The sequence below is a fragment of the Caenimonas terrae genome (assembly GCF_042655405.1).
Taxonomy (GTDB): Bacteria; Pseudomonadota; Gammaproteobacteria; order Burkholderiales; family Burkholderiaceae_C; genus Ramlibacter; species Ramlibacter terrae_A.
Map to the genome: position 1 here is coordinate 905,327 of NZ_JBHSMF010000009.1, position 22,033 is coordinate 927,359.

Genomic DNA, 22,033 nt, shown 5'->3' on the forward strand with positions numbered 1-22,033 from the left:
AGCGTGGCGATGAATAAAACCGGCTATTTCACACATCCCGATTGCAGGCGGCACGAGATGGGCCGGGGCCACCCGGAATGCCCCGAGCGGCTCGACGCGATAGACGACCGGCTGCTGATCACCGGCGTGATCGACGCACTCGACCGGCGCGAGGCGCCGCTGGCTTCCACCGACGACATCGAACTGGCGCACGACGAGAGCTTCGTGCACGCGATCCGCGGCATGGCCGACGAACTGGCCGAGAAGATCGAAGCGGGCGGGCGCGGCTACGCGCAGATCGATCCCGACACCTCGATGAACCCGCACACCTGGAACGCGATCCGGCGCGGCGCCGGCGCCGCCATCGCCGCCACCGACGCGGTGATGGCCGGCGAGCTGGCCAACGCCTTCTGCGCCGTGCGTCCGCCCGGCCACCACGCCTGCCACAACCGGGCGATGGGCTTTTGCATCTTCAACAACGTCGCGATCGCGGCGCGCTACGCGCTGGAGCGCCACGGCCTCAAGCGCGTGGCGATCGTGGACTTCGACGTGCACCACGGCAACGGCACCGAGGACATCCTGGCCGGCGACGAGCGGGTGCTGATGGTGGGACTGTTCCAGAGCCCCTTCTATCCCGGCAGCGGCTACCCGCCGCTGGCCGACAACATGCTCAACCTGCCGTTCCCGGCCTATACCAAGGGTGACGTGATCCGCCGGAAGATCGAGCAGGAGTGGTTGCCGCGGCTGGAGGAATTCCAGCCGGAGATGATCTTCATCAGCGCCGGCTTCGACGCCCACCGCGAGGACGACCTCGGCCAGCTGGGCCTGGTGGAAGCGGATTACACCTGGATCACCCGGCAGATCAAGGCCGTCGCCGACAAGTACGCCAAGGGCCGCATCGTCTCCTCGCTGGAGGGCGGCTACAACCTCGATGCGCTGGGCCGCAGCGTGGAGGCGCACGTGCGGGCGCTGGCGGATCTCTGATCCTTCGCGGGACAGATTGGAAGGACACCATGGAACCCGCATTGCTGCAGACGAAGGACGAGCGCGGCGTCGTCACGCTGACGATGAACCGGCCGGCCAGTTTCAACGCCCTGAGCCAGGAGATGCTGGCCGCGCTGCAGGCGGCGCTGGACGCCATCGCGGCCGACGAGTCGGCCCGCGTCGTCGTGCTGGCGGCCAACGGCAAGGCCTTCTGCCCCGGCCACAACCTCAAGGAAATGATCGCGACGCCGGAACTGGCGTATTACCAGCAGCTGTTCGCGCAGTGCAGCCGCGTGATGCTGTCGATCCAGCAGCTGCCGGTGCCGGTGCTCGCGAGGGTGCACGGCATCGCCACCGCGGCCGGTTGCCAGCTGGTGGCGCAATGCGACCTGGCCGTCGCGTCGACCGACGCGAAGTTCGCCGTCAGCGGCGTCAACCTCGGCCTGTTCTGCTCCACGCCCAGCGTGCCGCTGCTGCGCAACGTGCCGGCCAAGTTCGCGATGGAGATGCTGGTCACCGGCGAGTTCATCAGCGCGCAGCAGGCGCTCGAGCGCCTGCTGGTCAACCGCGCCGTGGCGCCCGAGCAGCTCGATGCCGAGGTCGCCAAGCTGGTCGACAGCATCCTGGCCAAGCCGCGCGCCGCCATCGCGATGGGCAAGGAGCTGTTCTACCGCCAGCGTGAGCTCGGCCTGGCGGCCGCCTACCAGCTGGCCAACCAGACCATGGCGGTGAACATGATGGAGCACTGTGCGCAGGAGGGCGTGACGGCCTTCACCGAGAAGCGCAAGCCGGATTGGTCCCGGTGAATCCGGGCGCAACCGAAGAAGGCCTGGACGAACTCGGCCGGTTCATCAACGACCTCGACCACGGTCCCACCGCCTGGGACGTCGGCGCGCTGGTCGCGTGCCTGCTGGTGGCCTACGGCATCTGCTGGCTGACCGGCCGCAAGCGGCCGCGGGATTCGGTGTGGTTCGGCCGCGCGCTGGTGGACGGCGTGCTGTTCCCGCTGCTGGCGCTGGCGCTGACCTACAGCGCGCGGCTGGTGGTCGGCGAATACCACGCCACGCCGCTGCTGCGCATCGCGGTGCCGGTGCTGGTGGCGCTGGCCGGCATCCGGCTGCTGGCCCGGGTGTTCACGGTGGTGTTCCCCGGCTCGGCGGCGGCGCGGCTGGTGGAACGGGTGTTCTCCTGGGTGGCCTGGATCGCGGCGGCGCTGTGGATCATGGGCCTGCTGCCGCCGGTGATGGCGGAGATGGAGAAGATCCAGTTCGCCTTCGGCAAGTCGCACATCACGCTGCTCACGGTGGTGCAGGGCACGCTGTCCTGCGGCGCGGTGCTGGTGCTGGCGCTGTGGATCTCGGCCGCGCTGGAGCACCGCGTGCTGAGCCAGCACATGAACGACCTGTCGCTGCGCAAGGTGGCGGCCAACGCGATCCGCGCGGTGCTGCTGCTGCTGGGGCTGCTGTTCGCGCTGTCGGCGGTGGGCGTGGACCTGACGGCGCTGTCGGTGCTGGGCGGCGCGCTCGGCGTCGGGCTGGGCTTCGGCCTGCAGAAGCTGGCCGCCAATTACGTCAGCGGCTTCGTGATCCTGGCCGAGCGCAGCCTGCGGATCGGAGACACGGTGCGGGTGGACGGCTTCGAGGGCACGGTGATGGACATCAAGACCCGCTACACGCTGATCCGCTCGCTGTCCGGGCGCGAATCGATCGTGCCCAACGAGAAGCTGATCACCGAGCGGATCGAGAACCTGTCGCTGGCGGACTCGCGCATCCTGCTGACGGTGGACGTGGCGGTGGGCTACGACAGCGACGTCGACCTGGTGCAGCGGATCCTGGTGGACGCGGCGAAGGCCAGCGAGCGGGTGCTGGCGGAGCCCGAGCCCGCGGCGCGGCTGGCGCGCTTCGGCGCCGACGGGCTGGAGTTCAGCCTGCTGTTCTGGATCGCCGATCCGTCCAACGGCCAGCTGAACGTGCGCTCGGAGATCAACCTGCGCGTGCTGGCCGACTTCCGCGCCGCCGGCATCGACATCCCCTATCCGCAGCGGGTGGTGCACGTGAAGCAGCAGGACCTGTCATCCCGGGCTTGACCTGGGATCCATCCCTGCGGCGCAAACCCGTCCCGTTCGCGTTGAGCTTGTCGAAACGCTTCTACTTTCCGCTTCCGCGCCGCGCGGATAGCACCCGCAGCGTTTCGACAAGCTCAACGCGAACGGGGGAGCCGCGGACAAAGGCATGGATCCCGGGCCGAACCCGGGATGACGCTGCGCGTCATTTCATCAGCGACGGCAACCAGAGACTCAGTTGCGGCACCATGATCAGAAGCGCCAGCATCAGCACCAGCACGAACACGAAGGGCCAGCAGCCGCGGTAGATCGCGCCCAGGCCGACGCCGGGCAGCAGCGCGTTGAGCACGAACATGTTCATCCCCACCGGCGGCGAGATCAGGCCGATCTGCACCACCATCACGATCAGCACGCCGAACCAGACCGGGTCGAAGCCCAGCGCCGTCACGATCGGGAAGAACAGCGGGATGGTGAGCAGCACCATGGTCAGCTCCTCCATCACCGTGCCCAGCACCACGTAGATCAGCATCATCGCGATGATGATCATGGTGGGCGACAGGCCGCTGCCGGTGATCAGGTCCTTCAGGTCGTTGGGCATCGACGTGAAGTTGACGAAGTTGGCGAACAGCGTGGCGGCGATCAGCAGCGTGAACAGCATGGCCGTGGTGCGGGCCGATTCCACCAGCACCTCGTACAGGATGGCCCAGGTCAGGCGCCGGCGCGCCAGCGCGAACAGGAAGGCGCCGGCAGCGCCGAAGCCGGCGCCCTCGGTGGCGGTGAAGATGCCGCCGTAGATGCCGCCCAGCACCACCACCACCAGCAGCAGCACGCCCCAGATGCCGCGCAGCGCCTGCCAGCGCTGCGGCCAGGTGCTGCGCTCGCCGGCCGGCGCATGGGCCGGGTCGCGCGCCGTGATCCAGGCGATGCCGGCCATCATCAGCAGGGCCGACATGATGCCCGGGATGACGCCGGCCGCGAACAGCTTGCCGATGTTGGTCTCGGTGATGATTCCGTAGATCACCATGATGGTCGACGGCGGGATCATGATGCCCAGCGTGCCGCCGGCGGCGATCACGCCCATCGACAGGGCGTCGCTGTAGCCCAGCTTCTTCATCGACGGGTAGGCCACCTTGCCCATGGTGGCGGCGGTGGCGATCGAGGAGCCGCAGATCGCGCCGAAGCCGGCGCAGGCCACCACCGTGGCGTGGGCCAGGCCGCCGCGCTTGTGGCCGATGAAGGAATACGCGGCCTGGAACAGCTCCTGCGCCAGCCCGGCGCGGGCCACGAAGTTGCCCATCAGGATGAACAGCGGGATCACCGACAGCGTGTAGGCGAAGCCGGTTTCGTAGACCACCTGCGCCGTGCTGGCCAGCGCCGGCTCCCAGCCGCGCGTCAGGCCCATGCCGACGATGCCGACGCCGCCCATGGCGAAGGCCAGCGGGATGCGCAGCAGCGCCAGCGCGAAGATGACGGCGAAGCCGATCAGCGCCGCGGTCACAGCGCGGCCCCTTCACCCTCGGCGAGCTCGGCCGGCGGCCGCACCACCAGGTACAGGTGCACCAGCCCCGAGATCGCGCACAGCACCGACATGCCGTAGATGAAGGGCGCCTTGGGGAACTTCAGCTGCGCCGTCGTTTCGCCGGTCTGCAGGAAGTCGCCGCCGGTCTTCCACATCAGCACGGCCAGGCCCAGCAGCGCGGCGGCGATCAGCACGTGGATCAGCGCCTTCTGCAGCGCCAGCAGCCGCGGCGGGATCGCGTTGTCGAAGGAGTCGAACAGCACGTGCTCGCCGCGCAGCGACACCAGCGGCAGCGCCGCGAAGATCACGACGACCATCAGCAGCTCGGTCAGTTCCAGCGAGCCCGGGATCGAGTTGTCCAGCAGCTTGCGGCCGGCGACGTCGAAGAAGGTCAGCGCCATGATGGCGAACAGGGCGCCGCCCGACAGCAGGGAGCAGGCGAGGATGAGCAGTTTTTTCAAGGGTCGTCGGGTCCGTCAGGCAGCAAAAGGCGCGGTCCCCATGGTCGATGAGGCCGCGCCCGGGCGGGGCAGGAGGCTTTACTTTTCCTGCTTGGCGATTTCGGCGCGGAACTCGGCCAGCACCTTGGCCGGGTCCTTCATGCCCTTGGCCTTGGCTTCGTTGACCCACTTCTGCTCCAGCGGCGCCGTCTTGGCCTTGACGTCGGCCACGAACTTGGCGTCGGCCTTGGTGATCTGCACGTTGTTGGCGTGCATCAGCGCGGTGGCCCGCAGGTCCACCCGGTCCCAGGCGCGGCCGAAGATGCGCGCAGCCACCTCGCCGGAGATGGCGTCAACGGCCTTCTTCTCCTCGGGCGAGAGCTTGTCGTAGCGGCCCTGGTTCATCATGAAGACGAAGCTGGTGTTGTACAGGCCGCCCGGGAAGGTGGTGGCGTACTTGATGATCTTGTCGATCTTGAACGACTCGGTGGATTCGGCCGGGAACAGCGTGCCGTCCATGACGCCGCCGGACAGCAGCTCGTACGAGTCGGGCGCCGGCTTGAGCGTGACGTTCATGCCCAGGTTCTTGGAGATCTCGTTGACCATGCCGCCGCCGACCCGGAACTTCAGGCCCTGCAGGTCTTCCACCTTGGTGATCGGGCGCTTGGTGTTGAAGACGATGCCCGGTCCGTGGGTGAAAAAGGTGATCACCTTCACGCCCTGTTCCTCGGCCGCGAATTCGGGATGGCGCGAGGCGACCCGGTTGAAGGCCACCGAGATCGGCTCGGAGGTGTTGCCCAGGAACGGGAACTCCGCCATCTGCGTGTAGACGAAGCGGCCCGGCGTGTAGCCGTGCACGGTGAAGGAGACGTCGGCCAGGCCGTTCTTGATGGCGTCGAAGGTGCCGGGCGCGTTGGTGACGCCGCGCGGCAGGATGTTGCACTTCATCTTGCCGGCGGTGTTCTTTTCCAGCAGGTCGCACCATTCCTTCTGCGCCATGCTCATGCCGTGCGAGGGCGGCAGCCAGGTCGACACGGTGAGCACGGTCTGGGCGCCGGCCAGCGGGGCGGCGAAGGCGGCGGCTGCGGCCACGAGGGAAAGACTGAGGCGTTTCATCGGCAGGCTCCTGGATTGCGTTGGGCTGCGGCGACTTTAAGGCCGGCGGGCGCCGCAGCCCGTCCAGACTTACCCGGGATCGCCGGCCGGCGCGCCGGCAGATTGTCCCGCGCCGGACATTGATCGCCATGGTGCGTCGCGCCGGCTCCGGCGCGGGCCTATAATTTGCAAAAACGAACGATCGTTCTTTTTTTGCCGATCCATGCGTTCGCTCCAGCGGCCCACTGTGCGTGGTGCCGGGCCGAAGGGCCTTGCTCGCTGCAGCGCCGCATAGAATCGATCGGTTCAAGTCAACGTCGCAACAACTCTGTGGAGCCCTAGCATGAAGGTCCTGGTCCCCGTCAAGCGCGTGGTGGACTACAACGTGAAGGTCCGCGTCAAGTCGGACAACACGGGTGTGGACATCGCCAATGTGAAAATGAGCATGAATCCCTTCGACGAGATCGCCGTCGAAGAGGCCGTGCGACTGCGCGAGAAGGGCGTGGCCACCGAAGTGATCGCCGTGTCCTGTGGCGTCACGCAATGCCAGGAAACGCTGCGCACCGCCATGGCCATCGGGGCCGACCGCGCCATCCTGGTGGAGACCACCGAGGAACTGCAGCCGCTGGCCGTGGCCAAGCTGCTCAAGGCCCTGGTCGAGAAGGAACAGCCGGGCCTGATCCTCCTGGGCAAGCAGGCGATCGACGACGACTGCAACCAGACCGGCCAGATGCTGGCGGCGCTGTGCGACCTGCCGCAGGCCACCTTCGCATCGAAGGTGGAAGTGGTGGACGGCAAGCTGAAGGTCACGCGCGAAGTGGACGGCGGCTCCGAGACGCTGTCGCTGGCCATGCCGGCGGTGATCACCACCGACCTGCGCCTGAACGAGCCGCGCTACGTGACGCTGCCCAACATCATGAAGGCCAAGAAGAAGCAGATGGACATCGTCAAGCCCGCCGACCTGGGCGTGGACGTGAAGGCGCACCTCAAGACGCTGAAAGTGGTGGAGCCGCCCAAGCGCAGCGCCGGCATCAAGGTGCCCGACGTCGCCACCCTGGTGGCCAAGCTGAAGAACGAAGCCAAGGTCATCTAAGAGACAACAGCCGGTATTTATCGGAGCCAACCCATGACATCCCTCGTAGTAGCAGAACACGACAACGCGTCCGTCCGCGGCGCGACCCTCAACACCGTGACGGCCGCCATGCAGTGCGGCGGCGACGTGCACGTGCTGATCGCCGGCCACAACGCCGGCGAGGCGGCCAGGCAGGCCGCGCAGATCGCCGGCGTCGCCAAGGTGATCCACGCCGAAGGCGCGCACTTCGAACACGGGCTGGCCGAGAACGTCGCCGCCCAGGTGCTGGCGATTGCCGGCAGCTACAGCCACATCCTGTTCCCGGCCACCGCCTCGGGCAAGAACATCGCCCCGCGCGTGGCCGCCAAGCTGGACGTCGGCCAGATCAGCGACATCATCAAGATCGACAGCCCGGACACCTTCGAGCGCCCGATCTACGCCGGCAACGCGATCGCCACGGTGCAGAGCCTGGACGAGAAGAAGGTCATCACCGTGCGCACCACCGGCTTCGATCCGGCCGCGGCCACCGGCGGCTCGGCCGCGGTGGAGACCGTCACCGCCCAGGCCGATGCCGGCAAGAGCAAGTTCGAGGGCAGCGAGATCGCCAAGAACGACCGGCCCGAGCTGACCGCGGCCAAGATCATCGTCTCGGGCGGCCGGGCGCTCGGCTCCTCGGAGAAGTTCAACGAGGTGATGACGCCGCTGGCCGACAAGCTGGGCGCCGCGATCGGTGCCAGCCGCGCCGCCGTCGATGCCGGCTACGCCGCCAACGACCTGCAGGTGGGCCAGACCGGCAAGATCGTCGCGCCGCAGCTGTACATCGCCGCCGGCATCAGCGGCGCGATCCAGCACCTGGCCGGCATGAAGGACTCCAAGGTGATCGTCGCGATCAACAAGGACCCGGAAGCGCCGATCTTCTCGGTGGCCGACTACGGGCTGGAAGCGGACCTGTTCACGGCGATCCCGGAGCTGGTCAAGGCGCTGTAACCGCTTCGCTGCAGGCGAAAACAAGGCATCGCGAGCGATGCCTTGACCTTGTGATTGTTGGAGACCGACATGAGCTACAAAGCCCCCCTCAACGACATGCTGTTCGACATCCGGCACCTGGCCGGGATCGACGAGATCGCCAAGATGCCAGGCTTCGAGGAGGCGGGCTTCGACACCGCGCAGGCGGTGCTGGAGGAATGCGCCAAGTTCAACGAGGGCGTGGTGGCGCCGCTCAACGTCGAGGGCGACCGCAATCCCTCCAGCTGGAAGGACGGCGTCGTCACCACCACGCCCGGCTTCAAGCAGGCGTTCAAGCAGTACGCCGAGGGCGGCTGGCAGGGGCTGCAGCATCCGGTGGAAGTGGGCGGCCAGGGCCTGCCCAAGACCATCGGCGCGGCCTGCGGCGAAATCCTCAACGCCGCCAACCTCAGCTTCGCGCTGTGCCCGCTGCTCACCGACGGCGCCATCGAGGCGCTGCTGACGGCCGGCTCCGACGAACTGAAGGCGACGTATCTGGAGAAGCTGGTCAGCGGCCAGTGGACCGGCACCATGAACCTCACCGAGCCGCAGGCCGGCTCCGACCTGGGCCTGGTGCGCACCCGCGCCGAGCCGCAGCCGGACGGCACGTACAAGGTCTTCGGCACCAAGATCTTCATCACCTACGGCGAGCACGACATGGCGGAGAACATCGTGCACCTGACGCTGGCGCGGGTGGCCGGCGCGCCCGAAGGCGTCAAGGGCATCAGCCTGTTCGTGGTGCCCAAGTTCAAGGTCGGCAAGGACGGCAGGATCGGCGAGCGCAACGACGTGCAGTGCGTGAGCATCGAGCACAAGCTGGGCATCAAGGCCTCGCCCACGGCCGTCCTCCAATTCGGCGACCACGGCGGCGCCGAGGGCGTGCTGGTGGGCCAGGAGAACCGCGGCCTGGAGTACATGTTCATCATGATGAACGCGGCCCGCTATGCGGTGGGCGTGCAGGGCATCGCGGTGGCCGACCGCGCCTACCAGCATGCCGTCGCCTATGCCAAGGACCGCGTGCAGTCGCGGCCGGTGGACGGCTCGATGAGCGCCAGCGCGCCCATCATCCACCACCCTGACGTCAAGCGCATGCTGATGACGATGCGCGCGCTGACCGAAGGCTGCCGCGCCATGGCCACCGTTGCCGCCGCTGCGTATGACGCCGCGCACCACCATCCCGACGCGGAAGTGCGCAAGCAGAACCAGTCCTTCTATGAATTCATGGTGCCGCTGGTCAAGGGCTACAGCACCGAGATGAGCCTCGAAGTCACTTCACTGGGCGTGCAGGTGCACGGCGGCATGGGCTTCATCGAGGAGACCGGCGCGGCGCAGTATTACCGCGACGCCCGCATCCTGCCGATCTACGAAGGCACCACCGCGATCCAGGCCAACGACCTGGTCGGGCGCAAGACCGCGCGCGACGGCGGCCAGGCCGCCAAGGCCGTCGCGAAGCAGATCGAAACGACCGAGCAGGAGCTGGCCGGGCGCGACAGCGCCGCCGCCCGCGCGGTGCTCAAGCGCCTGACCGCAGCGCGCCAGGCCTTCGTCGATGTCGTGGAGTTCATCGCGTCCAACAGCAAGACCTCGCCGAATGCAGCCTTCGCCGGCTCGGTGCCCTACCTGATGCTGGCCGGCAACCTGGTGGCGGGCTGGCAACTGGCGCGCTCGCTGCTGGTGGCCGAAGACCTCGCGTCCAGGGGCGAGGACAAGCCCTTCATGCAGGCCAAGATCGCCACCGCGCAGTTCTACGCCGAGCACATTCTGGCGCGGGCGCCGGGCCTGCGCGACGCCATCGTCGAGGGCGCCGACAGCGTCACCGCGATGGCCGTCGACGCTTTCTGATTCCTTCGAAAGGTCCCATGTCCAAGTTGCCCAAGGCCCTGCAGAACCTGGCGCTGCCGGTGATCGGCGCGCCGCTGTTCATCGTCAGCAACCCCAAGCTCGTGATCGAGCAGTGCAAGGCCGGCATCGTCGGCGCCATGCCGGCGCTCAACGCCCGGCCGGCGTCGCAGCTGGACGAATGGCTGCACGAGATCACCGAGACGCTGGCGGCCTGGAACAAGGCGCACCCGGAGCAGCCGGCGGCGCCGTTCGCGATCAACCAGATCGTGCACAGGAGCAACGACCGGCTCGAGCACGACATGGCGGCGGTGGTCAAGCACAAGGTGCCGGTGATCATCACCTCGCTGGGCGCGCGCACCGACGTCAACGAGGCGATCCACAGCTACGGCGGCGTGGTGATGCACGACATCATCAACAACGCCTTCGCCCACAAGGCGATCGAGAAGGGCGCCGACGGCCTGATCGCGGTGGCGGCCGGCGCCGGCGGCCATGCGGGAGTCAAGAGCCCGTTCGCGCTGATCCAGGAGATCCGCCAGTGGTTCGACGGCCCGCTGGCGCTGTCGGGCGCGATCGCCACCGGCGGCGCCGTGCTGGCGGCGCAGGCGATGGGCGCGGACTTCGCGTACATCGGCTCGGCCTTCATCGCGACCGACGAGGCGCGGGCCAGCGACGCCTACAAGCAGGCCATCGTCGAGGGCGACTCGGACCAGATCGTCTATTCGAACCTGTTCACCGGCGTGCACGGCAACTACCTGAAGGCGTCGATCCGCGCCGCCGGGCTCGACCCGGACCACCTGCCCGAGAGCGACCCCAGCAAGATGAGTTTCGGCGGCGACGTCGCGGCCAAGGCCTGGAAGGACATCTGGGGCTGCGGCCAGGGCATCGGTGCCGTCACCGGGGTCACCAGCGTCGCCGCGCTGGTCGCGCGGCTCAAGCGCGAGTACCGCGAAACGCAGCAGCGGCTGCTGCCGCAAGCCGCCTGACCGTCATCCCGGCTTCTGCATATCTGCGTCACTGGCCGGGCAGCCGGCCGGGACAGTGCTGTCGCCAGATCGGTCCGGCATGCCAGGCTACGCCTCGTCGGCAAGGCTGTAGCTGAGCGTGCTCGCCTTTCCCCAGAACACCCGGTACATGAACACCGTGTAGACGATGATGGCCGGCAGCGTGATGGCGACGCCGACGAAGATGAAGACCAGGGATTCGTGGGCGGCGGCGGCCTGCCACACGGTGAGCCGGTCGATCACGATGTACGGATAGATGCTGTACGCCAGCCCCAGGAACGCCAGCACGAAGATCAGCACGGTGCCGGCGAACACCACCCAGCCATAGCCGGCCTTCACCACGTTGGGCCGGTGCAGCACGTGGAAGATGGCGAAGAAGGCCGCGGCGCAGGCCACCGGGATCGGCAGCAGGCCGATGATCTGCGGCATCGCGAACCACTTGTCGAACACGTCCCGGTTGATCATCGGCGTGGCCAGCGAAATGCCCACCAGTGCCACGCCCATCGGCCACAGCACCCTGCGGGCCCAGATCACCGCCCTGAGCTGCAGGTCGTCCGAGGTCTTCATGATCAGCCAGCCGGCGCCGAGCATGCAGTACGCCGTCGGCAGCGTGAGCGCGATCCCGAGCGAGAACAGCAGCGACCACGCTCCGTAGTCGAAGCCGGTGAGGTAGCTGCCCAGCATCCAGCCCTGCGCCGTCGCCGCCATCAGCGAGCCCAGCGAGAACAGCCGGTTCCACAGCGTCTTGCGCGCGGCCCGGGCCTTGACCCGGAAGTCGAAGGAGACGCCGCGCAGGATCAGGCCGACCAGCATGACCGCCACCGGCAGGTACAGCGCCGACAGCACGATGCCATGCGCCAGCGGGAACGCGATCAGCAGCACGCCGATGCCCAGCACCAGCCAGGTCTCGTTGGCGTCCCAGAACGGGCCGATGCTCGAGACCATCACGTCTTTCTGCTCTTCGCTGGCGAACGGCAGCAGGATGCCGACGCCCAGGTCGTAGCCGTCCAGGATCACATAGGCCAGCAGCGCCAGGCCCATCACGCCCATGAAGATCAGCGGCAGGAATTCGTTCCAGGTCATGTCGATCTCCAGTGGGTTCAGGCCGGGCCGCCGACGGGCATTGCCGCGGTCGGGCTTTGCGGCGACGGCGCCGAAGGTTTGGCGGGGTGCTGCGCCATGTACATCAGCACGCCGACGTAGGCCAGCAGCAGCCCCGCATACACGACCAGGTAGGCGACCAGCGTCGACAGCACCATCGCCGGCGGATGCACCGCCACCAGGTCGGCGGTGCGCAGCAGGCCGTACACCAGGAAGGGCTGGCGGCCGATCTCGGTCACCCACCAGCCGGCCAGCGTCGCGACCCAGCCGGAGAAGGTCATCGCCGTCAGCAGCCGCAGCTGCCAGCGCGAAAAGGGCAGGGCGGTGGTGCCGGCCTTGGCCCGCAGCCGCCGACCGCGCCACAGCGTCCAGGCGCTGGACCACGCCACCAGCAGCATCAGCACGCCCATGCCGACCATCACGCGGAAGCTCCAGAACACCGGCGCCACCGGCGGATGGGCGTTGGGGAAGGCGTCCAGTCCCTTGAGCTCCGCGTCCATGTCGTGCGCCAGGATCAGGCTGGCCAGCCTGGGCACCTGGATGGCGAAATCGGTGCGCCCTTCCTTCTCGTTGGGCCAGCCGAACAGCGTCAACGGCGCGCCCTTCTCGGTGTGCCAGATGCCTTCGATGGCGGCGATCTTGGCCGGCTGGTATTCGAGCGTGTTCAGGCCGTGCTGGTCGCCGGCCAGGATCTGCAGCGGGATGGCGATCGCGGCGGCGACGATGCCGGCCGTGAGCGCCCGCCGCGTGCCGCGGTTGGCGGTGTCGCGCAGCAGCTGCCAGGCCGACAGGCCGGCGATCAGGAAGGAGGCCGTGAGCGTGGATGCCAGCAGCTTGTGCACCAGCCGGTAGGGGAACGAGGGGTTGAAGATCACCGCCAGCCAGCTGGTGGCGTGGAAGCGGCCGTCGACGATCTCGTAGCCGGCGGGCGTCTGCATCCAGGAGTTCAGGCTCAGGATCCAGAACGCCGACAGCGTGGTGCCGGCCGCCACCATCAGCGTCGCCACCAGGTGCACCCGGTCCGACACCCGGTTGCGGCCGAACAGCATGATGCCCAGGAAGGTCGCTTCCAGGAAGAACGCGGTCAGCACCTCGTAACCGAGCAGCGGCCCGGCGATGTTGCCGGCCTTCTCCATGTAGCCGGGCCAGTTGGTGCCGAACTGGAAGCTCATGGTGATGCCCGAGACCACGCCGATCGCGAAGCTCAGGGCGAACACCTTGGTCCAGAGGAAATAGGCTTCCTCCCATTCCTGCGCCTTGGGTGTGCCCCTGGCGGCCGTGTGGCGCACGCGGAAGTACACCAGGAACCAGCACAACGCGATGTTGATGGTGGGAAACAGGATATGGAAACTGATGTTGGCGGCGAACTGCAGCCGCGACAGGATGAGGGCGTCCATCTTATTTTTCCTTGGGCTTGGCGGGTGATCGGCCGGTCACCCGGTCCTTGAATTCCAGCACCTTGCTGACCGCCGCGCCCATTCCCATGAGCTGCATGGCGGTCTCCGGCGCGAGCTTCTGCACGTCGTCGAACCACGTCGTCAGGCGGTCGATCAGCCCGTGCATCTGGCGCATGCGCTCCTGCGCGTGGCGGTCGGCCGGGCTGGCCGGCGTCTCCAGCAGCGCCGTGCGCAGCATCGCCAGCGTGGGCTCGATCTCGCGCCGGCGCCGCTCCTCGGCCAGCACGCGGAAGATCTCCCAGACGTCGGCCGGCGCCTCGAAGTATTCGCGCCGGTCGCCCGGCAGGTGCTTCAGGCGCACCAGCCGCCACGACTGCAATTCCTTCAGCCCCATGCTGACGTTGGAGCGCGAGAACTCCAGCGTCTCGGCGATCTCGTCGGCATTGAGCGCCCTGGGCGAGATGAAGATCAGCGCGTAGATCTGGCCGACGGTGCGGTTGATGCCCCAGCGGCTGCCCATCTCCCCGAAGTGCGAAACGAACTGCCGGCTCAGCGGCGGGAGATGGTCCTGCATCGGCATGGGAGGATTCTAGCGAGCTTCTCAATGTTCAGTACTTACAGAAGATTGGAGATACTACTGGATGCAAATACAGCTAGACTGCGTCCCATGGCTGAAGTGCGCATTCCCGTCGAGGCGATCAAGGGCCGGGGCTCGGCCACCCGGCTGGCGCACCGCTTCGAGAAGGACGAGCGCCTGGACTACGACGACGGCTGGGGCACGCTCGAGCAGCAGGAGTCCGGCGCCACGCGCACCGAGGTGATCTGGGAAGACTGCCGCAGCGTCATCAGCTCGAACGATTCGCCGGACATCTTCTTCGACCGCTCGATCAACCCGTACCGCGGCTGCGAGCACGGCTGCATCTACTGCTATGCGCGTCCCACCCACAGCTACCTGAACCTGTCGCCGGGCCTGGACTTCGAGACCAAGATCATCGCCAAGCGCAACATCGCCGCCGTGCTGCGCTCGGAACTGTCGAAGAAAAGCTACCAGCCGCGCGGCCTGGCGATCGGCACCGCGACCGACTGCTACCAGCCGGTGGAGCGGGAACTGCGGCTGACGCGCTCGGTGATCGAGCTGCTGCAGGAAAGCCGGCACGCGTTCTCGATGGTGACCAAGTCCAGCGGGGTGGAGCGCGACCTGGACCTGCTGGCGCCGATGGCGCGGCAGAAGCTGGTGGCGGTGTACGTGACGCTGACCACGCTCGATGCGGAGCTGACCCGCAAGCTGGAGCCGCGCGCCGCCGCGCCGCACCGGCGCCTGCGCACCATCCGCACGCTGGCCGAGCACGGCATCCCGGTCGGCGTCAGCCTGGCGCCGCAGATTCCGTTCCTGACCGAGGACATGGAGCAGGTGATGGAAGCGGCATGGGAGGCGGGCGCGCGCAGCGCCTTCTATCACGTGCTCAGGCTGCCCTGGGAGGTGAGTCCGCTGTTCCGGGAGTGGCTGCAGCTGCATTACCCGCAGCGTGCCGACCGCGTGATGGCGCGCATCCACGACATGCGCGGCGGCAAGGATTACGACAGCAGCTTCGCCACCCGCATGAAGGGCGCCGGGCCCTGGGCGGAGCTGATCGGCCAGCGCTTCCGCAAGGCCGCCAGCCGCCGGGGGTTCAACCGCACCCGGGTGGAGCTGGACCTGCAGGCCTTCCGGCCGCTGGGGGCCGTCGGGCAGGGCACGCTGTTCTAGCGCGGGCTCAGCCGCGCGCGAGCAGGAACCAGCCGACCAGCACCATGGTCGCGATGCCCACCGCCAGGCCCGTCATGTTGGCGCTCATCTGCTGTTTTGCCGCCAGCCGGCGCAGCCGCCATTGCGACAGCCACAGCGCAGGCACCACGCCCAGCGCGATCAACAAGGCCGGGAACTGCCAGCGCAGCAGGCTGGGCCATGACGGCAGCACGAGAGCGCGCAGGCCTTGCTCCAGCAGTGTCCGGTCCAGCGGCAGGCCCTGCACCCAGATGCAGGCGGCGACCAGCGCCGCCAGCAGCAGCATGACGGTCGCGACGCGCTTGAGGGAGCGGCGCCAGCCCAGCAGGCTGAGGACAGCGCCGCAGGTGCCGGCAATCAACGCGCCGGCCAGCAGGGCGCGGCCCAGGCCGGTGGCGCCGTCCATTCCCCGCAGCTGGCGCCACAGGGCGACGTTGCAGACAAAGCCGATCCACAGGCTCACCGCCAGCACCAGCCAGGCCGGATGGGGAGCAACCCGGGTTTCGCCGGGCCCGAGGATGGACGAATAACCTGTCGAACGGAAGAGCTTCAGGGACATTGCCTCGGGATTGTCCCCGCATCCCGCACCGCAACGCTCAGGAAATCACCCCAAGCGTTGCGCGGCCGTTGTTCAGGCGTTGAAAAATCCCCGCAATTTGTCGGTCCAGGTGCCTTCGCTGGGCGAATGCTTGGTGCCGCCCTTCTTGAGCGACTCGGCCAGTTCCTTGAACAGCTTGCGCTGGTGCTCGGTGAGCTTGACCGGCGTTTCCACCGTGACGTGGCAATACAGGTCGCCCGGGTAAGAAGAACGTACTCCTTTGATGCCCTTGCCGCGCAGCCGGAACTGCTTGCCGCTCTGGGTGCCCTCGGGGATGTCGATCGCCGCCTTGCCGGCCAGCGTCGGCACGTCGATCTCGCCGCCCAGCGCCGCGGTCGAAAAGCTGATCGGCACCGCGCAGTGCAGGTCGTCGCCGTCGCGCTCGAAGATGTCGTGCTTCTTCAGCCTGATCTCGATGTACAGGTCGCCCGGCGGGCCGCCGTTGGTGCCCGGTTCGCCGTTGCCGGCGCTGCGGATGCGCATGCCGTCGTCGATGCCGGCGGGGATCTTCACTTCCAGCGTCTTCTGCTTCTTGACCTTGCCCTGGCCGTGGCAGGTGGTGCAGGGCTCGGGGATGATCTTGCCGCTGCCGCGACAGTGCGGGCAGGTCTGCTGCACGCTGAAGAAGCCCTGGCGCATCTGCACCACGCCCTGGCCCTGGCAGGTGGTGCAGGTCTTGGCCTGGGTGCCCGGCTTGGCGCCGGAGCCGCTGCAGGTTTCGCACTCGTCCCAGGACGGAATGCGGATCTGCGCTTCCTTGCCGTGGGCCGCTTCCTCCAGCGTGACCTCCATCGCGTACGACAGGTCGCCGCCGCGGAACACCTGGCGGCCGCGGGCGCCGCCGGCGCCGGCCCGGCCCTGACCGAAGATGTCGCCGAAGATGTCGCCGAAGGCCTCGGCGAAGCCGCCGAAGCCTTCCGCGCCGGCGCCGCCGCGCATGTTCGGGTCCACGCCGGCGTGGCCGTACTGGTCGTAGGCGGCGCGCTTCTCGGCGTCCGACAGCATCTCGTACGCTTCCTTGGCTTCCTTGAACTTGGCTTCCGCGCCCTTGTTCTCCCCCTCGCCCTGGTTGCGGTCAGGGTGGTGCTTCATCGCCAGCTTGCGATAGGCCTTCTTGATTTCCTCTTCCGAAGCGTTCTTCGGCACCCCTAGGGTCTCGTAATAGTCTCTTTTGGTGGCCATAGTGTTCAGGTCGTTCTACGCAAAAACGCCGCGTTGACCAGCCCGCAAGGGTCTGCGTCGAACGCGGCGAGCTAACGCGGCGCTACGCGTCCGCGATCAGCCTTTCTTCACTTCCTTGACCTCGGCGTCGACCACGTTGTCGTCGTCGGCCGGCTTGGCGCCGCCGGCTTCCGCGCCGCCGGCACCGCCGCCTGCCGCTTCGGCAGCCTGCTTGGCCTGCATGTCGGCGTACATCTTCTCGCCGAGCTTCTGGCTGACCGCCATCAGGGCATTGCCCTTTTCCTCGATCGCGGCCTTGTCCTCGCCCTTGAGCGCTTCTTCCACGTCCTTGACCGCGGCCTCGATCTTTTCCTTCTCGCCGGCCTCCAGCTTGGCGCCGTACTCGGTCAGGCTCTTGCGCACGCTGTGCACCGTCGCCTCGGCCTGGTTGCGGGCCTGCACCAGCTCCAGCTTCTTCTTGTCGTCGGCGGCATTGAGCTCGGCGTCCTTCACCATCTTCTGGATCTCGGCCTCGGACAGGCCCGAGTTGGCCTTGATGGTGATCTTGTTTTCCTTGCCCGTGCCCTTGTCCTTGGCGCCCACGTGCAGGATGCCGTTGGCGTCGATGTCGAAGCTCACCTCGATCTGCGGCATGCCGCGCGGCGACGGCGGGATCCCTTCGAGGTTGAACTCGCCCAGCAGCTTGTTGCCGGTGGCCATCTCGCGCTCGCCCTGGTAGACCTTGATGGTCACGGCCGGCTGGTTGTCGTCGGCGGTGGAGAAGGTCTGCGCGAACTTGGTCGGGATGGTCGTGTTCTTGGTGATCATCTTGGTCATCACGCCGCCCAGCGTCTCGATGCCGAGCGACAGCGGCGTGACGTCCAGCAGCAGCACGTCCTTGCGGTCGCCGCCCAGCACCTGGCCCTGGATGGCCGCACCGACCGCAACCGCTTCATCGGGGTTGACGTCCTTGCGCGGCTCCTTGCCGAAGAACTCCTTGACCTTCTCCTGCACCTTGGGCATGCGGGTCATGCCGCCGACCAGGATCACGTCGTGGATGTCGCCCACGGCCACGCCGGCGTCCTTGATCGCCATCCGGCAGGGAGCGATGGTGCGCTCGATCAGTTCGTCGACCAGGCTTTCCAGCTTGGCGCGGGTCAGCTTGATGTTCAGGTGCTTCGGGCCGGAGGCGTCGGCCGTCACGTACGGCAGGTTGATGTCGGTCTGCGCGCTGTTGGACAGCTCGATCTTGGCCTTCTCGGCCGCTTCCTTCAGCCGCTGCAGCGCCAGCACGTCCTTGGACAGGTCCACGCCCTGGTCCTTCTTGAACTCGGCGATGATGTAGTCGATGATGCGCTGGTCGAAGTCTTCGCCGCCCAGGAAGGTGTCGCCGTTGGTGGAGAGCACCTCGAACTGCTTCTCGCCCTCGACGTCGGCGATCTCGATGATCGAGATGTCGAAGGTGCCGCCGCCCAGGTCATAGACGGCGATCTTGCGGTCGCCCTTTTCCTGCTTGTCCAGGCCGAAGGCCAGGGCCGCCGCGGTCGGCTCGTTGATGATCCGCTTGACGTCGAGGCCGGCGATCCGGCCGGCGTCCTTGGTGGCCTGGCGCTGGGCGTCGTTGAAGTACGCCGGCACGGTGATCACCGCTTCGGTGACCGGCTCGCCCAGGTAGTCCTCGGCGGTCTTCTTCATCTTGCGCAGGATGTCGGCCGAAATCTGCTGGGCCGACAGCTTCTTGCCGCGCACCTCGATCCAGGCGTCGCCGTTGTCGGCCGGCACGATCTTGTAGGGCATCAGGTCGATGTCCTTCTGCACTTCCTTCTCGGCGAACTTGCGGCCGATCAGGCGCTTGACCGCGTACAGCGTGTTCTTGGCGTTGGTGACGGCCTGGCGCTTGGCCGAGGCGCCGACCAGGATCTCTCCGTCCTCCTGGTAGGCGACGATCGACGGCGTGGTGCGCGCGCCTTCGCTGTTCTCGATGACCTTGGGCGTGTTGCCCTCCATGATGGCGACGCACGAATTGGTGGTGCCCAGGTCGATGCCGATGATTCTTCCCATGATCTTCTCTCCTTATGCTGCGACCCCTGCGGGCCAATTCAAAGCTGTTGTGGGCTACTTGCGGTTCGCTCGCGCCGTTTCAAGCGTTACCTGGGCGCGGTGACCGTCACCAGGGCCGGCCGCAGGACGCGCTCGGCGATCGAGTAGCCCTTCTGCAGGACGGTGACGACGGTGTTGGGCTCCTGCTCGGCCGGGACCACGGAGATGGCCTGGTGCAGGTGGGGATCGAACTTGGTGCCGGCGGGCGGATTGATCTCGATCACCTTGTTGCGCTCCAGCGCGCTCCTGAGCTGGCGCAGGGTGGCTTCGGCCCCCTCGCGGATGACCTCGGGCGAGGCATCCTTGACCAGCAGGCTGGCCTCCAGGCTGTCGGCCACCGGCAGCAGGCTCTCGGCGAAGCTTTCCACGGCGTACTTGCGCGCCTTGGACATCTCCTCGTCGGCCCGGCGGCGGGTGTTCTGCATGTCGGCCTGGGCCCGCAGATACTGTTCGCCGATCTCGGCCGACTTGGCCTGCAGCTCCGCGAGCCGGGCCTGCAGTTCGGCGACGTCGGACTGTCCGTGGGCTTGCGCCTCGTTCTCCTCGGGGTCCAGCGGAAGGTCCGCCTGGGCGTTGGCGTCGGGTTGGTTGTCTGGCATGGCTTTTTTTGGATTGCAGAGGGTCTGCGAGGCACCTTGGGGCCGCTAAGCCCTTTTCAAGACAAGGGCTTGAAAATTTCGCCATTCCGGCCTGCCTGTCGCGGCGGGCGCGGTGGGGTGCAACTGTTGAGCTTTGGCGGCGACCCGGGGAGCTCGACGCCGCGGCTGGTGCGCCCGATCAAGAGGGGGCACGACGGCCCTCTCGTCAGGAACCGGGCACGGCAACGCGCGGCCCGGTTGCGCATGCGGTCAGCCGCTGGACAAGACCGTTTCGCGGTCTGGTTCAGCCCCAGCGTTCAGTGCGCGTCCAGCAGTTCGACGTCGAACTTGAGGGTGGCGTTGGGCGGGATCACGCCGCCGGCGCCGCGGGCGCCGTAACCGAGCTGCGGCGGGATGATCAGGGTGCGCTTGCCGCCGATCTTCATGCCGGCGACGCCTTCGTCCCAGCCCTTGATGACCTGGCCGGCGCCCAGCGAGAACGCGAACGGGTCCTTGCGGTCGACGCTGGAATCGAACTTGGCGCCCTGCGTGCCGTCGTTGTAGAGCCAGCCGGTGTAATGCACGTGCACGTGCTGGCCGGGCTTGGCTTCGGCGCCGCTGCCGACCGTGGTGTCTTCGTACTGGAGGCCGGAGGGGGTCGTGGTGGTGGTCATTGGGGTCCTTTGCGAATCAGACCGGCAAGTGTAGCGAGCGGGCGGCCCTCATTTCTTCTTCGCCTGGCTGACGACCCAGCGGGTGGCGAAGGCCTGCAGGTCGTTGATGCGCTTGAGCAGGTCCGAGCCCGAGGGCGTCACGCAGTAGCCGTCGCTGCCGTGGTCCAGCAGGCCGGCCTCGCGCAGTTCCTTGATCCGGGTGTTCAGCGTGTTGGGCGTGATGCCGCCGACGCTGTCCTGCAGCAGGCGGAAGGTCTGGGCATGGCCGTCCTTGAGCGCCCACAGCACCCGCAGCGCGTAGCGCGCTTCCAGCAGGCCCAGCAGCTGGCTGATCGCGGCGTTGTCCTTGGAACTCATCGGCTTCTCCTGCGCCCGTGGGCTGGGGACGGGGAGGGGGCAGTGTAGGCCGATCCTGCTACATAAACAATAGCACGCTAGGCCGGGAGGTAGACCTTCTTGAGCAGCCGGATCAGCGTCCTGGCTTCGCCGGGGGTGAGCCGGGCGGCGACCTCGGTCTCCAGTTGCGCCGCGGTGCGCTCGGCGTCGCGCATCAGCTTGGCGCCGCTCTCGGTCAGGTGCAGGCCCATCGCGCGGCCGTCGCGCGGATGGGGCTGGCGGGCGATCACCTCGCGCTTTTCCAGCGCGTTGATCATGCCCACCAGGTTGGGCGGCAGGATGCCCAGGGTGCCGCACAGCTGGCGCGAAGTGATGCCGGGGTTGTGCGCGATCAGCGACAGCACCGAGAAGTCCACCGGCCGCAGGTCGTAGATCGCCATCCGCTCCAGGAAGACCTCGATCACCGCGAGCGCCGCGCGGCGCGCGTTGTAGCCGACCAGGCCTTCCAGGTAGCTGGTGTCCACGTTCTCCACCGACGGGACGTCGGCCTTCTTGCCGGTCGGGGAGCTGGCCATGGTCCTAGTCCCCCTGCGGACGGCGGGCGGCGCCCAGGTAGGTCTCGATCACGCGCGGGTCGTGCGCCAGTTCGCCGGCGTGGCCCTGCATCGCGATCTCGCCGGTCTCCAGCACGTAGCCGTAGTCCGCCACTTCGAGCGCGGCGCGGGCGTTCTGCTCCACCAGCAGGATCGACACGCCCTGTTCGCGCAGCCGCTCGATGATCCGGAAGATCTCGCGCACCACCAGCGGTGCCAGCCCCAGGCTGGGCTCGTCCAGCATCAGCAGCTTGGGCCGCGACATCAGCGCGCGGCCCACCGCCAGCATCTGGCGCTCGCCGCCGGACAGGGTGCCGGCCAGCTGGGCGCGGCGCTCCTGCAGCCGCGGGAACAGCTGGTAGACGCGATCGAGCTCGCCGCGCCAGTTGGGCACCTTGAGCTTCTTCGCGCGCCAGCCGCCCAGCACCAGGTTGTCCTCCACCGGCATGGTGCCGAACAGCTCGCGCTTCTCCGGCACCAGCGCCAGGCCCAGCATCACCCGCTCTTCCAGCGTGGCGTCGGCCAGGTCGACGCCGTCGAACAGCAGCTGGCCGCGGCAGGGCAGCAGGCCCATCAGCGCGTTGAGCATGGTCGACTTGCCGGCGCCGTTGGGGCCGATCACGGTGACCACCTGGCCGGCCGCGAGCCTCAGGTCCAGGCCGGTCAGCACTTCGGCGCGGCCGTAGCCGGCGTGCAGGCCGCGGACGTCGAGCAGGGGAGCGGTGCTCATC

At 67.7% G+C, this 22,033-nt stretch carries 22 protein-coding genes; 8 read left to right on the plus strand and 14 right to left on the minus strand.

Annotation, left to right across the window (positions count from 1 at the left end; genetic code table 11):
• Nucleotides 1-9 precede the first annotated feature (9 nt).
• From ACFPOE_RS18180 to ACFPOE_RS18190, 3 genes are read left to right on the plus strand one after another with little or no spacing between them, the layout of a single operon-like run.
• Entirely contained in the window at nucleotides 10-963 is a 954-nt protein-coding gene (locus ACFPOE_RS18180; protein ID WP_376851702.1) for a histone deacetylase family protein, read from the plus strand.
• Nucleotides 964-992: 29 nt separating this feature from the next.
• Nucleotides 993-1,769, plus strand: coding sequence for an enoyl-CoA hydratase (locus tag ACFPOE_RS18185; protein ID WP_376851703.1), 777 nt, complete (start codon nucleotides 993-995; stop codon nucleotides 1,767-1,769).
• A 23-nt stretch (nucleotides 1,770-1,792) separates the two neighbouring features.
• Nucleotides 1,793-3,049 (plus strand): mechanosensitive ion channel family protein, encoded by a 1,257-nt coding sequence (locus tag ACFPOE_RS18190; protein ID WP_376851925.1) that lies wholly within the window; start codon nucleotides 1,793-1,795, stop codon nucleotides 3,047-3,049.
• A gap of 181 nt (nucleotides 3,050-3,230) precedes the next feature.
• On the opposite strand, the gene ACFPOE_RS18195 is transcribed toward ACFPOE_RS18190, so the two are convergent.
• From ACFPOE_RS18195 to ACFPOE_RS18205, 3 genes are all read right to left on the minus strand, one after another.
• Nucleotides 3,231-4,523 carry a TRAP transporter large permease gene (locus ACFPOE_RS18195; protein ID WP_376851704.1) on the minus strand — a complete coding sequence of 431 codons (1,293 nt, stop codon included), beginning with the start codon at nucleotides 4,521-4,523 and terminating at the stop codon, nucleotides 3,231-3,233.
• Nucleotides 4,520-5,005 (minus strand): TRAP transporter small permease, encoded by a 486-nt coding sequence (locus ACFPOE_RS18200; RefSeq protein ID WP_376851705.1) that lies wholly within the window; start codon nucleotides 5,003-5,005, stop codon nucleotides 4,520-4,522. Before ACFPOE_RS18200 ends, ACFPOE_RS18195 begins: the two co-directional genes overlap by 4 nt.
• A gap of 78 nt (nucleotides 5,006-5,083) precedes the next feature.
• On the minus strand, nucleotides 5,084-6,100 hold the full coding sequence (locus tag ACFPOE_RS18205) for a TRAP transporter substrate-binding protein (RefSeq protein ID WP_376851706.1): 1,017 nt from the start codon (nucleotides 6,098-6,100) through the stop codon (nucleotides 5,084-5,086).
• 322 nt (nucleotides 6,101-6,422) lie between these two features.
• On the opposite strand from ACFPOE_RS18205, the gene ACFPOE_RS18210 reads away from it, so the two are divergent.
• From ACFPOE_RS18210 to ACFPOE_RS18225, 4 genes are all read left to right on the plus strand, one after another.
• On the plus strand, nucleotides 6,423-7,172 hold the full coding sequence (locus ACFPOE_RS18210) for an electron transfer flavoprotein subunit beta/FixA family protein (protein WP_376851707.1): 750 nt from the start codon (nucleotides 6,423-6,425) through the stop codon (nucleotides 7,170-7,172).
• Nucleotides 7,173-7,205: 33 nt separating this feature from the next.
• Entirely contained in the window at nucleotides 7,206-8,138 is a 933-nt protein-coding gene (locus tag ACFPOE_RS18215; RefSeq protein ID WP_376851708.1) for an electron transfer flavoprotein subunit alpha/FixB family protein, read from the plus strand.
• Nucleotides 8,139-8,207: 69 nt separating this feature from the next.
• Complete coding sequence (locus ACFPOE_RS18220; RefSeq protein WP_376851709.1) at nucleotides 8,208-9,998, plus strand: acyl-CoA dehydrogenase; 1,791 nt, start codon at nucleotides 8,208-8,210, stop codon at nucleotides 9,996-9,998.
• Nucleotides 9,999-10,015: 17 nt separating this feature from the next.
• On the plus strand, nucleotides 10,016-10,981 hold the full coding sequence (locus tag ACFPOE_RS18225; RefSeq protein WP_376851710.1) for an NAD(P)H-dependent flavin oxidoreductase: 966 nt from the start codon (nucleotides 10,016-10,018) through the stop codon (nucleotides 10,979-10,981).
• An 87-nt stretch (nucleotides 10,982-11,068) separates the two neighbouring features.
• Here the strand turns inward: ACFPOE_RS18225 and ACFPOE_RS18230 are convergent, their stop codons facing one another.
• Genes ACFPOE_RS18230 through ACFPOE_RS18240 form a run of 3 tightly spaced genes read right to left on the minus strand, consistent with a single transcriptional unit; the run spans nucleotide 11,069 to nucleotide 14,077 of the window.
• On the minus strand, nucleotides 11,069-12,082 hold the full coding sequence (locus ACFPOE_RS18230) for a cytochrome d ubiquinol oxidase subunit II (RefSeq protein ID WP_376851711.1): 1,014 nt from the start codon (nucleotides 12,080-12,082) through the stop codon (nucleotides 11,069-11,071).
• A gap of 17 nt (nucleotides 12,083-12,099) precedes the next feature.
• On the minus strand, nucleotides 12,100-13,497 hold the full coding sequence (locus ACFPOE_RS18235; protein WP_376851712.1) for a cytochrome ubiquinol oxidase subunit I: 1,398 nt from the start codon (nucleotides 13,495-13,497) through the stop codon (nucleotides 12,100-12,102).
• Between the two features lies 1 nt (nucleotide 13,498).
• Complete coding sequence (locus tag ACFPOE_RS18240) at nucleotides 13,499-14,077, minus strand: GbsR/MarR family transcriptional regulator (protein ID WP_376851713.1); 579 nt, start codon at nucleotides 14,075-14,077, stop codon at nucleotides 13,499-13,501.
• Nucleotides 14,078-14,164: 87 nt separating this feature from the next.
• Here ACFPOE_RS18240 and ACFPOE_RS18245 point away from each other — a divergent pair, with 87 nt between their 5' ends.
• Complete coding sequence (locus ACFPOE_RS18245; protein ID WP_376851714.1) at nucleotides 14,165-15,244, plus strand: PA0069 family radical SAM protein; 1,080 nt, start codon at nucleotides 14,165-14,167, stop codon at nucleotides 15,242-15,244.
• 7 nt (nucleotides 15,245-15,251) lie between these two features.
• Here the strand turns inward: ACFPOE_RS18245 and ACFPOE_RS18250 are convergent, their stop codons facing one another.
• From ACFPOE_RS18250 to ACFPOE_RS18285, 8 genes are all read right to left on the minus strand, one after another.
• Nucleotides 15,252-15,821: a phosphoethanolamine transferase domain-containing protein gene (locus tag ACFPOE_RS18250; protein ID WP_376851715.1), complete on the minus strand. Its 570-nt coding sequence runs from the start codon at nucleotides 15,819-15,821 to the stop codon at nucleotides 15,252-15,254.
• Nucleotides 15,822-15,893: 72 nt separating this feature from the next.
• Nucleotides 15,894-17,042 carry a molecular chaperone DnaJ gene (gene dnaJ / locus ACFPOE_RS18255; RefSeq protein WP_376851716.1) on the minus strand — a complete coding sequence of 383 codons (1,149 nt, stop codon included), beginning with the start codon at nucleotides 17,040-17,042 and terminating at the stop codon, nucleotides 15,894-15,896.
• A gap of 96 nt (nucleotides 17,043-17,138) precedes the next feature.
• Nucleotides 17,139-19,082, minus strand: coding sequence for a molecular chaperone DnaK (gene dnaK, locus ACFPOE_RS18260; RefSeq protein WP_376851717.1), 1,944 nt, complete (start codon nucleotides 19,080-19,082; stop codon nucleotides 17,139-17,141).
• 86 nt (nucleotides 19,083-19,168) lie between these two features.
• Nucleotides 19,169-19,720 (minus strand): nucleotide exchange factor GrpE, encoded by a 552-nt coding sequence (gene grpE, locus ACFPOE_RS18265; protein ID WP_376851718.1) that lies wholly within the window; start codon nucleotides 19,718-19,720, stop codon nucleotides 19,169-19,171.
• Between the two features lie 296 nt (nucleotides 19,721-20,016).
• A complete protein-coding gene (locus ACFPOE_RS18270) occupies nucleotides 20,017-20,373 on the minus strand; it encodes an FKBP-type peptidyl-prolyl cis-trans isomerase (RefSeq protein ID WP_376851719.1) in 357 nt (118 codons plus the stop codon).
• 48 nt (nucleotides 20,374-20,421) lie between these two features.
• Nucleotides 20,422-20,730, minus strand: a complete 309-nt coding sequence (locus ACFPOE_RS18275) for a winged helix-turn-helix transcriptional regulator (RefSeq protein WP_376851720.1) — start codon at nucleotides 20,728-20,730, stop codon at nucleotides 20,422-20,424.
• Between the two features lie 77 nt (nucleotides 20,731-20,807).
• A complete protein-coding gene (locus ACFPOE_RS18280; protein WP_376851721.1) occupies nucleotides 20,808-21,284 on the minus strand; it encodes a MarR family winged helix-turn-helix transcriptional regulator in 477 nt (158 codons plus the stop codon).
• A gap of 4 nt (nucleotides 21,285-21,288) precedes the next feature.
• A complete protein-coding gene (locus tag ACFPOE_RS18285; RefSeq protein WP_376851722.1) occupies nucleotides 21,289-22,032 on the minus strand; it encodes an ABC transporter ATP-binding protein in 744 nt (247 codons plus the stop codon).
• Between the last annotated feature and the right edge of the window lies 1 nt (nucleotide 22,033).

Coding starts and splice junctions, on each gene's coding strand:
- ACFPOE_RS18180 (WP_376851702.1), top strand. CDS start 10: ATGAATAAAACCGGCTATTTCACACATCCCGATTGCAGGCGGCACGAG.
- ACFPOE_RS18185 (WP_376851703.1), top strand. CDS start 993: ATGGAACCCGCATTGCTGCAGACGAAGGACGAGCGCGGCGTCGTCACG.
- ACFPOE_RS18205 (WP_376851706.1), bottom strand. CDS start 6,100: ATGAAACGCCTCAGTCTTTCCCTCGTGGCCGCAGCCGCCGCCTTCGCC.
- ACFPOE_RS18210 (WP_376851707.1), top strand. CDS start 6,423: ATGAAGGTCCTGGTCCCCGTCAAGCGCGTGGTGGACTACAACGTGAAG.
- ACFPOE_RS18215 (WP_376851708.1), top strand. CDS start 7,206: ATGACATCCCTCGTAGTAGCAGAACACGACAACGCGTCCGTCCGCGGC.
- ACFPOE_RS18220 (WP_376851709.1), top strand. CDS start 8,208: ATGAGCTACAAAGCCCCCCTCAACGACATGCTGTTCGACATCCGGCAC.
- ACFPOE_RS18225 (WP_376851710.1), top strand. CDS start 10,016: ATGTCCAAGTTGCCCAAGGCCCTGCAGAACCTGGCGCTGCCGGTGATC.
- ACFPOE_RS18230 (WP_376851711.1), bottom strand. CDS start 12,082: ATGACCTGGAACGAATTCCTGCCGCTGATCTTCATGGGCGTGATGGGC.
- ACFPOE_RS18235 (WP_376851712.1), bottom strand. CDS start 13,497: ATGGACGCCCTCATCCTGTCGCGGCTGCAGTTCGCCGCCAACATCAGT.
- ACFPOE_RS18240 (WP_376851713.1), bottom strand. CDS start 14,077: ATGCCGATGCAGGACCATCTCCCGCCGCTGAGCCGGCAGTTCGTTTCG.
- ACFPOE_RS18245 (WP_376851714.1), top strand. CDS start 14,165: ATGGCTGAAGTGCGCATTCCCGTCGAGGCGATCAAGGGCCGGGGCTCG.
- ACFPOE_RS18250 (WP_376851715.1), bottom strand. CDS start 15,821: ATGTCCCTGAAGCTCTTCCGTTCGACAGGTTATTCGTCCATCCTCGGG.
- dnaJ (WP_376851716.1), bottom strand. CDS start 17,042: ATGGCCACCAAAAGAGACTATTACGAGACCCTAGGGGTGCCGAAGAAC.
- dnaK (WP_376851717.1), bottom strand. CDS start 19,082: ATGGGAAGAATCATCGGCATCGACCTGGGCACCACCAATTCGTGCGTC.
- grpE (WP_376851718.1), bottom strand. CDS start 19,720: ATGCCAGACAACCAACCCGACGCCAACGCCCAGGCGGACCTTCCGCTG.
- ACFPOE_RS18270 (WP_376851719.1), bottom strand. CDS start 20,373: ATGACCACCACCACGACCCCCTCCGGCCTCCAGTACGAAGACACCACG.
- ACFPOE_RS18275 (WP_376851720.1), bottom strand. CDS start 20,730: ATGAGTTCCAAGGACAACGCCGCGATCAGCCAGCTGCTGGGCCTGCTG.
- ACFPOE_RS18280 (WP_376851721.1), bottom strand. CDS start 21,284: ATGGCCAGCTCCCCGACCGGCAAGAAGGCCGACGTCCCGTCGGTGGAG.
- ACFPOE_RS18285 (WP_376851722.1), bottom strand. CDS start 22,032: ATGAGCACCGCTCCCCTGCTCGACGTCCGCGGCCTGCACGCCGGCTAC.